The organism is Providencia sp. LY12, assembly GCF_057621555.1.
Genome location: NZ_CM172594.1, coordinates 2,351,433 through 2,364,093, shown reverse-complemented (window position 1 = coordinate 2,364,093; position 12,661 = coordinate 2,351,433). Strand labels below are relative to the sequence as shown.

The 12,661-nt window shown below is 41.9% G+C and carries 11 protein-coding genes; 8 read left to right on the top strand and 3 right to left on the bottom strand.

Annotated elements, in window-relative coordinates:
- Nucleotides 1-131: 131 nt before the first annotated feature.
- Together ACY3ZI_RS11165 and aes are read left to right on the top strand one after the other, a co-directional pair.
- Nucleotides 132-2,393 carry a TonB-dependent receptor domain-containing protein gene (locus tag ACY3ZI_RS11165; protein ID WP_211885772.1) on the top strand — a complete coding sequence of 754 codons (2,262 nt, stop codon included), beginning with the start codon at nucleotides 132-134 and terminating at the stop codon, nucleotides 2,391-2,393.
- 163 nt (nucleotides 2,394-2,556) lie between these two features.
- Entirely contained in the window at nucleotides 2,557-3,525 is a 969-nt protein-coding gene (gene aes, locus ACY3ZI_RS11160; protein WP_211885771.1) for an acetyl esterase, read from the top strand.
- Here the strand turns inward: aes and xseA are convergent.
- Nucleotides 3,514-4,881 carry an exodeoxyribonuclease VII large subunit gene (xseA, locus tag ACY3ZI_RS11155; RefSeq protein ID WP_487375168.1) on the bottom strand — a complete coding sequence of 456 codons (1,368 nt, stop codon included), beginning with the start codon at nucleotides 4,879-4,881 and terminating at the stop codon, nucleotides 3,514-3,516. The genes aes and xseA overlap by 12 nt on opposite strands.
- A 170-nt stretch (nucleotides 4,882-5,051) precedes the next feature.
- Between xseA and guaB the strand changes: the two genes are divergently transcribed.
- Entirely contained in the window at nucleotides 5,052-6,518 is a 1,467-nt protein-coding gene (gene guaB / locus ACY3ZI_RS11150; RefSeq protein WP_036953269.1) for an IMP dehydrogenase, read from the top strand.
- Between the two features lie 137 nt (nucleotides 6,519-6,655).
- Complete coding sequence (gene guaA, locus ACY3ZI_RS11145; RefSeq protein ID WP_036953431.1) at nucleotides 6,656-8,233, top strand: glutamine-hydrolyzing GMP synthase; 1,578 nt, start codon at nucleotides 6,656-6,658, stop codon at nucleotides 8,231-8,233.
- Nucleotides 8,234-8,506: 273 nt separating this feature from the next.
- Here the strand turns inward: guaA and ACY3ZI_RS11140 are convergent, their stop codons facing one another.
- Nucleotides 8,507-8,839 carry a hypothetical protein gene (locus ACY3ZI_RS11140; RefSeq protein WP_036953354.1) on the bottom strand — a complete coding sequence of 111 codons (333 nt, stop codon included), beginning with the start codon at nucleotides 8,837-8,839 and terminating at the stop codon, nucleotides 8,507-8,509.
- 56 nt (nucleotides 8,840-8,895) lie between these two features.
- Nucleotides 8,896-9,270, bottom strand: a complete 375-nt coding sequence (locus ACY3ZI_RS11135) for a hypothetical protein (RefSeq protein WP_487375167.1) — start codon at nucleotides 9,268-9,270, stop codon at nucleotides 8,896-8,898.
- 174 nt (nucleotides 9,271-9,444) lie between these two features.
- Here ACY3ZI_RS11135 and alr point away from each other — a divergent pair, with 174 nt between their 5' ends.
- The 4 genes from alr to ACY3ZI_RS11115 all read left to right on the top strand — a co-directional run bounded on the left by alr (nucleotide 9,445) and on the right by ACY3ZI_RS11115 (nucleotide 12,586).
- Nucleotides 9,445-10,668: an alanine racemase gene (gene alr / locus ACY3ZI_RS11130; RefSeq protein WP_211886419.1), complete on the top strand. Its 1,224-nt coding sequence runs from the start codon at nucleotides 9,445-9,447 to the stop codon at nucleotides 10,666-10,668.
- A gap of 213 nt (nucleotides 10,669-10,881) precedes the next feature.
- Entirely contained in the window at nucleotides 10,882-11,619 is a 738-nt protein-coding gene (locus tag ACY3ZI_RS11125) for a PHP domain-containing protein (protein ID WP_487375166.1), read from the top strand.
- A 484-nt stretch (nucleotides 11,620-12,103) separates the two neighbouring features.
- Nucleotides 12,104-12,301 carry an acid-shock protein gene (locus tag ACY3ZI_RS11120; RefSeq protein ID WP_211885768.1) on the top strand — a complete coding sequence of 66 codons (198 nt, stop codon included), beginning with the start codon at nucleotides 12,104-12,106 and terminating at the stop codon, nucleotides 12,299-12,301.
- Nucleotides 12,302-12,373: 72 nt separating this feature from the next.
- Nucleotides 12,374-12,586, top strand: coding sequence for an acid-shock protein (locus ACY3ZI_RS11115; RefSeq protein WP_211885767.1), 213 nt, complete (start codon nucleotides 12,374-12,376; stop codon nucleotides 12,584-12,586).
- The last annotated feature ends 75 nt before the right edge of the window (nucleotides 12,587-12,661 follow it).

The window sequence follows — 12,661 nt, the reverse complement described above, 5'->3', positions numbered from 1 at the left end:
AAATAAGGCTATTAAGGATCAGCTGTACGGTTTATTAAAACGGGCAGCTGATCCTATTCGCAGACATTATTTTTATTCTGCGTTTGCAATGTGAGCGACTGTTTTATCAGTACGTTTACAGGAATGGTTTAATGAATAATAAAATAATAATCATGGTAGCTGGGACTATTTCCGCTGGCTTCCACGGCTTCGCTTTGTCTGAAAACACACAGCAGACAAATAAGCAGAAAGATGATGTGGTTAATTTTAGCCAATTAAAAGTGTCGGGCGCGCAAAAACAAACGCCGTTGGTCAAAGCATTGGAAAAACCAGGCGCCTATAGCGCAGTTGGCACCGAAAATAAATTGCAATCGATGGATAAAATTATCCGTTCGATGCCTGGAACCTATACCCAAATGGATGCGAGCCAAGGCACCATCAACGTGAATATTCGCGGACTGAGTGGCTTTGGCCGTGTAAACATGATGGTGGATGGGGTCACACAAAGCTATTACGGAATATCACCAAGTAAGTTCACTCACGGTATGCAGCCGAGTAATGACTTTGGTTCACTTATCGATCCTAATTTTATTGTGGAGGTAGAGGTAGAAAAGGGGCAATTAAATGGCAGCAACAGTGTTAACGCCTTAGCGGGAAGCGCCAACTTTCGAACCTTATCTATCGATGATGTGATTTTCAAAGATAATTTGTGGGGAGTACGTAGCAAAGGGAGCTGGGGAGATAATGGACTCGGCTATAACGGTATGGTTTCGGTTGCGGGAAAAACGTTATTAAATGAGGGTGATGGGTATTTTGGCGGCTTAATTGCCGTGAGTGGGCACAATATCCCAGGCAGTTATAAAAATGGTGATGGCTTTGATACGGATGAATTTGCAACGGATCCGACATTCAAACAAAAACCACAATCTCAATTAACTAAATTAAAATATAAACCGAATGATAGCCATGAAGTCGAGTTCAGCGGTCGATTTTTACAAAATAAATTAACCAGCCGTAAGATTAATAGTGAAGATTATTACCTTAAATATAAATACACGCCAATTAACGAATTGATTGATGTGGAAGTGCTGGCGAGCCATGGATTTAATACCCAAAAATTCCAAGGTGAGCCAATTGGTGGTGCATTAAAAGACGCGGAATCAGAGAATAAATCTGACAGTATTAATATTTCCAATACTAGCCGTTTTTCTTATGGTGACACTGATTTTAAGTGGCAGGTTGGTTCGAAATTAATGAAGACCAAATACCAAAAAATCACAAAACCAGTAGAAGATCCAAACACTATTACTTACAACCCATTCTCGCCGAGTGGCACACAAGATATTGCGAGCTTGTATACGCAATTTGAGGCTCAGTACGATATTTATACTGCTACATTCGACCTCAATTATTTAAATTATCGCGTTCAAGGGTATAAACCCGCTTGTGATGAAACCGAGAAATGCTTCCCTCAAGAAGCCAGTACGTTAAATTTACGAGAAAGTGGTATTAACCCAGGAGTGTTAGTCTCGGCACAAATTATTCCTGAATTTCAGCCATTTGTGAGTTACGCGCATTCGATGCGTGCGCCGAACTCTCAAGAAGCATTTTTCTCCCAAAATGGCGGTCAGAGTATGAACCCATTCCTAAAAGGAGAAAAAGCACAAACTTGGCAAATTGGTTTTAATAGCTTCAAGCCGGACCTAGTGGTGGAAGGAGATCAATTTAACCTAAAAGCACTGTGGTTCCATACTCATATTAAAGACTACATTACCAGTAAATCCTTCATGTTATGCCGTGCAACTTCTCAAGAAGAATTTGATTGGTGCTTAATTAACGATGATGTGTGGGATAAAGAAAATCCAGATATTTTTCAACGTGCTGATATGTATGTGAACGACCCTCGAGATGTTAATTTGCGCGGTTACGAGTTGCAAGCTAACTACGATGCTGGCGTGTTTTACTCCATGGTTTCTTACACCAAAGAGTCTGGCAAACAACCAGTATCAATCAACAGTACATCGGTATTTAGTGCAGGGGACTTTACCCAATTACCTGAATATTACGTGACTTTAGATTCGGGTGTTCGCCTGTTTGATGAAAAACTGACCGTAGGCTCGACAGTGACATGGACGGGACCATCTAAACGTATCAGTCCAATTCCTGACGGTGACATGAACGGGGATGCAATGACGGAAAAGTATGAAAAACAGCCAACTATCGTTGATCTGTACGCAGACTATGAAATCAATAAACATTTCAAATTAATGATGGCGATTAATAACCTCACTAATGAAAACTACACCGACGTGCTAAACCGTGCGAACTCTGGCGCAGTGATGGAAGAACGCGGCAGAAACAATGAAACGGGAAGAGGGCGCAGTTATATGATTGGCGGTCAAGTGCGCTTCTAATCAGGAAATTGCTAACGGAAAGCGTTTAGTATTATTTTTAGTCTTACTCTCTAAGGAAGATTGATAGGCTTATTATCTAAACGCTTTTCAATATTGGATACTCGACTCTCAGTTTATCCCTTTGGATTCATTACAATCAACTAATAAAAGTATGGAGATTGCAATGAAAACTATCAATAAAATCAATGTGCTTGATTTAATTTCGCCAGAAATGCAAAAAGTTATTCAATATTATGAACAACAGATACCAGCTGAGCCAACTGATGGAAGCTATGAAGCTCAGCGTATTGCTTATAACGAAGATCGCCGTTATTGGAACGCCAACGCACCTGAACTTTTTCGTGTTGAAAACATGACGGTTAAAACCGTCAAAGGTGACGTTGTCACGAAAATTTATCACCCTATTGAACATACACCTGCCACACTGTTTTATCTACACGGTGGCGGGTTTATCCTCGGCAATCTTGATACTCATGACCGAATTATGCGTTTATTAGCGCTGTATTCTGGCTGTACGGTTATCGGCATTGATTATTCGCTTTCCCCTGAAGCTCGTTATCCTCAAGCGATTGAAGAGGCGGCAGCGGTATGCCAATTTTATTCTAAACATGCAGAAGAATATGCACTGAATATGAATCACATTGGATTTGCGGGGGATTCTGCTGGTGCGATGTTATCCCTTGCTACCGTATTATGGTTACGGGATAAACAAATCCACTGTGGTGATATCTGCGCAGTTTTACTGTGGTATGGGTTATATGGTTTACAAGATTCAGTCAGTCGTCGTCTGTATGGCGGTGAATGGGATGGGCTAAGACCAGAAGATCTTCAAGAGTATGACAACGCTTACTTAGGCGAAGAAGGAAGCCGTGAAGAACCTTACTATTGCTTGTTCAATAACGATCTGACGCGAGGTATTCCGCCTTGTTTTATTGCGAGTGCAGAATATGACCCGTTACTTGATGATAGCGTGACATTATTTCAAACGTTCCAATCACATAAAATACCTTGTGAATATAAAATGTATCCAGGGACGCTGCATGCCTTTTTACATTACTCGCGTATTATGCCAACGGCAGATAACGCCATTCGAGATGGCGCGGAATATTTTAAAAAACGGCTATTTGGATGATTTTTTCGCTCGAACCTTCTGAATATTGGTCACTTGGCTTTCAACCCATCCATCATTTAAGCGAGTTTTGAGCTGTTGACCTAATTTCACCTGGCTGGTTTTTTTTAATACCGCGCCATCCGTGGTTTCGCTGATACTGAAACCTCGAGCGAGGGTAGCAAGAGGGCTGACAGCCTCCATTTTTGAGCAGGCAACAGCAAAACGCTGGCGGTAGTTATTCACTAACTGAGTCAGCATATTTTGCAAATGGTACTGAGTTTGCTGCAATTGTCGCTGTTGGCGTTGTAATTGAGGACGCAGGTCATTTTGCATCAAACGGCGTTGGTTTTTATCGAATACAAAGGTGGCGGATTGTAGCTGGCGGCTGATGGCATTGGTCAGTTTTTGGCGTAAGGCTGAAAGCTGATTTTGTTGCCGAGCAAGGCGTAATTGCGGGTGTTGCTGCTGTAAACGGTGCTGAAGACGTGCGAAACGTTGCTGCTGCGCTGCCAAATAATAATCCATCGCCATCTCTAGGTGCTGTTGCCCTGATTTCAATTGGCGCAGCATTTCGGTTTGATTGCGACTGACAAGCTCCGCGGCTGCAGATGGAGTCGGTGCGCGTACGTCGGCAACATAATCGGCGATGGTCACATCCGTTTCATGCCCAACGGCGCTAATGATGGGTAATCGACTAGCAAAAATAGCGCGCGCTACGACCTCTTCGTTGAATGCCCATAAATCTTCCAGTGACCCGCCTCCACGCCCCACAATGAGAACGTCGCATTCATTGCGCAGGTTGGCCAGTTCGATGGCTCTGGCAATTTGTGCTGGCGCTAAATCCCCTTGAACTGCCGTCGGGTAGATAATCACGGGAAGAGAAGGGTCACGGCGATGCAGGATATTTAAAATATCATGCAGGGCAGCTCCTGTAGCAGAAGTGATAATCCCCACGCGCTTTGCTGGAGATGGCAAGGCTTGCTTGTGAATAACATCAAATAGCCCTTGGGCATTAAGGGTTTGTTTGAGTAGCTCAAAGCGCTGTTGCAATAAACCTTCACCAGCGGGCTGCATGCTTTCAATGATTAGCTGATAGTCTCCACGCGGCTCATACAGTGTGACAGTGGCACGGACTAACACCTGTTGCCCATTTTGCGGACGGAAAGTGACGCGGGTATTCTGACCACGGAACATCGCCGCGCGAACTTGGGCACGATCATCTTTGAGTGTCAGGTACCAATGTCCCGAACTTGGTTGCGAAAAATTGGAAATTTCGGCCGTTAACCAAATTCGTCCCATTTGGGTATCAAGAAGTTCTCTTACCGTTTGGTTGAGCTTGCTGACTGAGTAAATTGCGCTATTTTGTTGAGTCGACATGTGAGCTAGATCAAATTTTAAAACAATGACTTAATTGACTGATACTAACGTAGCCGACGGACTTATCAAGTTTTTTTTGAAAAAAGTGCTGGAAGCAACCGATTACGGTGTGTATAATGCCGCGGCAATATTTTATACCTTTCATAACGCTGCCTGGTGGGATATTGCCTATGTTACGCATTAAAAAAGAAGCACTAACTTTCGACGATGTTTTACTCGTCCCTGCACACTCAACTGTACTGCCAAACACGGCAGATCTGTCCACTCAACTGACCGCAAAAATCCGCCTGAACATTCCTATGCTCTCCGCAGCGATGGATACTGTCACCGAATCTGATCTGGCTATCGCACTGGCTCAAGAAGGTGGTATTGGATTTATCCATAAAAACATGTCCATTGAGCGCCAAGCTGAAGAAGTCCGTCGTGTGAAAAAACATGAAAGCGGCGTCGTGACTGATCCTGTCACTGTTACCCCAGAAACCACAATTCGTGAAGTGCAAGAAATGGCTGAACGTAATGGTTTCGCGGGTTATCCTGTGGTTTCTAAAGATAATTCTTTAGTGGGTATTATTACAGGTCGTGACGTACGTTTCGTGACGGATTTAGACCAACCAGTAACTGCGGTGATGACGCCAAAAGAGCGTTTAGTCACCGTGAAAGAAGGCGAAGCACGCGAAGTCGTTTTACAAAAAATGCATGAGCAACGTGTTGAGAAAGCCTTAGTTATCGATGATAACTTCCATCTGTTAGGTATGATCACCGTTAAAGATTTCCAAAAAGCAGAACGTAAACCAAACGCATGTAAAGACGAGCAAGGTCGTCTGCGTGTGGGTGCGGCTGTTGGTGCCGGCGCAGGTAACGAAGAACGTGTTGATGCACTGGTTGCAGCAGGCGTTGACGTTCTGCTCATTGACTCATCACACGGTCATTCTGAAGGGGTTTTACAGCGTATTCGTGAAACTCGCCAAAAATACCCTGATTTGCAAATCATTGGTGGTAACGTTGCAACAGCGGAAGGCGCGAAAGCGTTAGCAGACGCTGGCGTTAGCGCAGTGAAAGTGGGGATCGGCCCAGGTTCAATTTGTACGACTCGTATCGTGACTGGCGTGGGTGTACCTCAAATCACGGCAATTGCTGAAGCCGCGGGTGCATTAGAAGGCACTGGCATTCCTGTTATTGCAGATGGTGGTATCCGCTTCTCTGGCGATATCTCTAAAGCTATCGCGGCAGGTGCAGCGTGTGTGATGGTCGGTTCCATGTTTGCAGGTACCGAAGAATCTCCGGGTGAAACTATCCTGTTCCAAGGTCGTACCTATAAAGCATACCGCGGCATGGGTTCTCTGGGGGCAATGTCTAAAGGTTCTTCAGACCGTTATTTCCAATCTGATAACGCAGCAGACAAACTGGTTCCAGAAGGTATCGAAGGTCGCGTGGCTTATAAAGGTCGCTTAAAAGAGATCATTCACCAACAAATGGGCGGCTTACGTTCATGTATGGGTCTGACAGGCTGCGGTACTATCGATATGCTGAGAACGAAAGCTGAATTCGTGCGTATCAGTGGAGCAGGTATTCAAGAAAGCCACGTTCATGATGTGACTATCACTAAAGAGTCTCCTAACTATCGCTTAGGGCAGTAATTATTGTTTAGGATAATAACGGCCATTTCGGGACGCTATTATCCTTTAAAACAGTAATCGAAAAGTTTCAGGGTGGCGCACATATTGATGGCGTCACCACCTTTTATTTTGACTTGAATTGCTGGAATTCTCCTCAAATGACTACAAATATCCATAAGCATCGCATTCTTATTCTTGATTTCGGCTCTCAGTATACTCAGCTGATTGCGCGTCGTATCCGTGAAATTGGCGTCTACTGTGAACTGTGGGCGTGGGATGTAACCGAAGAGCAAATCAGAGAGTTTAATCCTAACGGGATTATCTTGTCTGGTGGTCCAGAAAGTACGACAGAAGCTGATAGCCCACGTGCACCAGAGTATGTATTTAATGCGGGCGTGCCTGTTTTAGGCATCTGCTACGGCATGCAAACTATGTCCATGCAATTAGGTGGCGCGGTTGAAGTGTCTGGCGAACGTGAGTTTGGTTATGCGAACGTTGAAATTCTGGAAGATTGCGACCTGTTCCGCGGCATCCAAGATGCGCTGAACGAAGATGGCAAGCCAGTTTTAGATGTGTGGATGAGTCATGGCGATAAAGTGACCGCTATCCCGTCTAGCTTCAAAACGATTGCAAGCACCCCAAGTTGCCCATATGCCATCATGGCTGACGTTGAGAAACGTTTCTACGGTGTTCAGTTCCACCCAGAAGTGACTCACACTCATCAAGGTTTAAATATTTTAAAACGTTTCGTATTGGATTTGTGCCAATGTGAAGCGCTGTGGACGTCAGCTGCGATTATCGAAGATACCGTTGCTCGCCTGAAAGAGCAAATCGGTGATGATCATGTTCTGTTAGCACTGTCTGGCGGCGTGGATTCTTCTGTTACTGCGCTGTTATTAAATCGTGCGATTGGTAAGCGCCTGACCTGCGTATTCGTTGATAACGGTTTACTGCGTTTAAATGAAGCTGACCAAGTCATGGAAATGTTCCAAGGTAAATTTGACCTGAACATCATCCACGCCAAAGCAGAAGACCGCTTTATGAACGCACTGGCTGGCATTTCAGATCCAGAAGCTAAGCGTAAGAAAATTGGTCACGTATTTATCGAAGTGTTCGATGAAGAGTCGTCTAAGCTGCCAAATATCAAATGGTTGGCTCAAGGAACGATTTACCCAGATATTATCGAGTCTGCGGCATCAGCAACAGGTAAAGCGCACGTTATTAAATCTCACCATAACGTGGGTGGCTTACCGGAAGATATGAAGTTGGGTCTGGTTGAACCTTTGAAAGAGCTGTTCAAAGATGAAGTGCGTAAGATTGGTCTGGAGTTAGGCCTGCCATACGATATGCTGTATCGTCATCCGTTCCCAGGCCCAGGTTTAGGTGTTCGTGTTCTGGGCGAAGTGAAGAAAGAGTATTGTGATCTGCTACGTCGCGCAGATGCTATCTTTATCGAAGAGCTGCACAAAGCGGATCTGTACAATAAAGTTAGCCAAGCATTCACCGTATTCTTACCAGTGCGCTCTGTTGGCGTAATGGGTGATGGTCGTAAGTATGACTGGGTTGTTTCTCTGCGTGCAGTTGAAACCATCGACTTTATGACTGCTCACTGGGCTCACTTGCCATATGACTTCTTAGGTCGCGTGTCTAATCGCATTATCAATGAAGTGAATGGCATTTCCCGCGTAGTTTATGACATCAGTGGCAAGCCACCAGCGACCATTGAGTGGGAATGATTTAGCTATTATCGATAGCGATTTTTAGAAATCATTAATGTTAAAGGCATCGGTTAGTTACTGGTGCCTTTTTGTTTTTTCATTAATTGAATTACCATTCTAGCTCTTCACCTTTGTTGCTAATGTATTGCTTTGAGATTAGTTGCTGCTTTTTAGCTTGTTATTTCCTTAATTTTTTCAACGTAGACTCATTGAACTCCATTCTTATTCATAGCGTCCTTAAATAGGGACACAGCCAGTATAAAGATGATTTAAAGTCCATATTAGTGAACTTTAAATATGAGTTGCTTTCTTTCTAGGAACAATAGCCCCTAACGAATAGCATAGGCCAGTTAGCCCTGCGAGGCTTAACGGCAAAATCATGACGCTATCATTTTTGAGTGGGTTATCTAGGTTAAACATAATCACGATTAAAAATAAATTACTCGCAAAGGTGGCGGCGGTATAGATAACTGCCACCTTTTGAGGTAAACGAATTAACGAAAAATTTTCGGCAAACTTATCAAAATGCTCCCAAATAAGGTGAATAACTAAGTAAGCAAGAATAAGCGTAAAGTAAAATATGCTGAGTGCTTGTGTTGTTTGTGGGTGGAAAAACTCAATCATATTTTATCGAGATATAGATGAAAATAACGCTGAGTATAGCCGCTAGAATATAAATATTAGTGGTTGTTAAAATCAGAGATGGAACGATAAGCGATATAGCACCATTGAGTGCTAAGGCGGAACCAACTCCTCCTGTAAGAGGATTCATTATCTTTTGAATTATCCAATTCATAGTTTCCCTTATTAGTTAAAATAACGTGCGTTAAAAACGAGGTAACGGAACAGCCAACAAGGCTAAAATACAAGCCCCCAAACACAAACGCACCCAGAATAATATTATCTAAAAAGAAAAACATACCCCGAACAAGGTAATTTAAAGCAGAAAAAATGATTATGAGAGCAGCCTCGTAAAAAACATTATTGAGGTATTTAGAGGTAGTTGTATTGCGGTAAACAAGATATGAGAAAAGAAATTCCAGAGTGACTTCCATTATAAATTCACTTAAAGTGATTTTTTATTCAAATATTGGTAATTATTGCTTGTTCAATTAATTCATATTGTTATTATCAGTAGCCTATATACATTGAAAGTATATGTTCACTCCCCGTAATCATAATAATAAAGGTGAGGGGAAACTCACTGATCCATGGCTAAGGATAACAACGTGGCATTTCGTCTGAAATATCTTGCTCTTCTTCCTCTGCTGGTGGCGACTGCATGTCAGCAACCTGCGAAAACCAACATCATAGAAACTCCATCTGCACAAATTCAACCTGTGCTAGTTAACAATGCGTGGATAGAAATTTCTCACAGTGCATTGGATTACAATATCAAGAAAGTACAAGCATTATTGGGTGATAAAGCGGGTATGTGCGCCGTTTTAAAAGGGGATGCATATGGGCATGACCTGACGCTAGTTACCCCTGTAATGATTGAAAATAATGTCCAGTGTATAGGGCTCACCAGTAATACAGAATTGAAGCAAGTTCGTGATTTAGGCTTTAAAGGTCGTTTAATGCGTGTGCGTAACGCCACTGAAAAAGAGATGGCTCAAGCCACTGAATTTAATGTAGAAGAATTGATTGGTAACTTAGAAATGGCGCAGCGCTTAAATGCTGTAGCGGCGAAACAGGGCAAAGTTATTCCGATTCACCTTGCATTGAACTCGGCAGGAATGTCACGAAATGGCTTGGAGGTCAGTAATGCTGAAGGATTGCAACAAGCTAAGCTAATCTCGCAGTTACCTAATTTAAAAATTGTCGGGATTATGTCTCACTATCCTGAAGAGGATGAAGCACAAATCCGAAAAGATCTGGCTAAATTCAAAAAAGAGTCTCAACAAGTTCTGAATGTGACAGGATTGAAACGCGAAGATGTTACTCTGCATGTTGCGAATACTTATGCAACATTGACCGTGCCAGAATCGTGGTTGGATATGGTGCGTGTTGGTGGCATTTTTTATGGTGATACGGTTGCCACTAAAGATTACAAACGCGTGATGACGTTTAAATCGAATATTGCGGCGGTGAATCACTATCCGAAAGGAAATACCGTCGGTTATGACAGAACGTATACGCTGAAGCGTGATTCTGTATTAGCGAACATTCCTGTCGGTTATGCGGATGGCTATCGCCGTGTATTCAGTAATGCTGGGCATGTGTTAATCAATGGGCAACGCGTACCTGTTCTTGGGAAAACATCAATGAACACAGTAATGGTCGATGTCACTGATATTAAGAATGTACAGCCAGGGGATGAGGTTGTCTTTTTTGGTAAACAAGGAAAAGGGGAAATAACCGCTGAAGAAGTTGAAGATATTAGCGGTGCGCTGTTTACTGAAATGTCCATATTATGGGGTGCAACCAATAAGCGTATTTTAGTGAACTAAACCACATCATTTTAATAGAAGCCCGCTACAAATGAAGCGGGCTTTTTTATTGGCTAAATAGGAGTCAGATAAACTGCAATTTACAATAGAGATCCGATTAGTGCGGTTTAACAGAATTGTTATCGAATCCTTGGTGGCGATATGTTAGCTTGAGATAACCTTTTCAATCTGAATAATGTCAGAAGGCAAATAGAAGAATTAGAAGGATATTTTATGTATCAAGTTGATTTACATGCGCACACCATTGCCAGCACCCATGCATTTAGCACTGTTAATGAATACTTTGCGGAAGCTGCCGCTCGAGGAATGAAACTATTTGCCATTACCGATCATGGCCCTGAAATGCAAGATGCCCCACATGAATGGCATTTTGGCAATATGCCAATATTGCCGCGCATTATTAATGGTGTTGGTTTGTTATATGGAATTGAAGCAAACATTAAAAATAAGCAGGGTGAGACAGACTGCAATGAAAAGATTGCTCGTCATCTAGATATTATTCTAGCAGGATTCCATGAGCCAGTTCTAGAACCACAAAGTCTAGAAGACAATACAGAAGCGATGATTGCTACTATTCGTAGCGGAAAAGTGCAAATTATTACTCACCCTGGCAACCCTAAATACCCAATTGATATTAAAGCTGTAGCCCAAGCTGCTAAAGAGAGCAACGTAGCACTAGAGATGAATAACTCCTCTTTTTTGCATTCTAGAGTGGGTAGTAAGAAGAACTGCATAGAAATAGCGAAAGCGGTGAAAGAAGCAGGCGGTTGGGTTGCTTTAGGCTCAGATTCACATCATGTCAGTTATTTAGGGCGTTTTGATGAAGTGGTTGAGATGTTGAAATCCATCGATTTTCCAGAGTCCCGAATTTTGAATACCACACCACGCCGTGTTTTAGACTTTTTAGAGGCTCATGGACGTAAACCTATTCCTGAGTTTGCTCATTTTTAATTTTCAAATCGAATATCGTAACTTCAAAAGCCATTCAAAATTGAATGGCTTTTTTACTTGAAGTAAGCAGAAAAAGTTCTCTTTAGATAAAAATAAAAGTGAGCTTATCTTCAAAAAAAGAAACTTTATTAAATTGGCAAGATAAAAAGTGAGTTTTTAAAAGAAAAATGAAGAAAAAATAGATATCAAATAAATTGGAGTGAAGGTAATCTTTAAAATCAAAAAATTAACATCAAGGTTGTTTTTAATTTATCTAGTTGATATTTATAAATAAATTAATTTGCGGTGAGTCTGAAAAAGATTGGAAATTAACCATTTAAAAGTAAATGGAGTATCAACAAAATTAAAATATTTATTCATTAAAATAACCTATAAAAAACTTAAGAATCTTTAATATTCTCCTATTGCGAAATGATCTGTAGATATGATTTATTAATGTGGCAAGAACATCCTTGCTTAATAAATTAATCTTAAGGTACTTAGTATGAAAAAGTTATTAGCAATCGCAACTGTATTGTCATTAGCTGTTTCTGGTGCTGCATTAGCAAATACAACAACCAAAACTGAGCCAGTAGCGCCAATTGCTACCGCTCATCACTCAGCGAAAGCTCATCACGCAAAAGTGAAAACTGAGAAAAAAGTGAGTGCAACTAAAGATAAAAGTGCCGAAAAAGCCATTTAAATTTTTAGCTACACCAAAATATAAGTTTTATACCAATTACTCGTTAGTTTGAATTTAAATAAGGCGTTCAAAATGAAAAAATTATTAGCAATCGCAACTGTTCTGTCATTAGCTGTTTCTGGTGCTGCATTAGCAAATACCACTGCGAAAACTGAACATGTAAACCATGGTGTGAAAACGCACGAAGTTGCCAAAGCAGAGCATGGTAAAAAAGAAGTTAAAAAGAGTGAAGTGAAACAGCCAGGTGAAGTCAAAGCACCTGAAGCGGCTAAAGCAGGTAAATAAGTTCGCTATACTCCTCTAGATTACGTCACGGTGCCATGGGGTATAATTCCATGGCGCTGCTTGACAGCTTATATG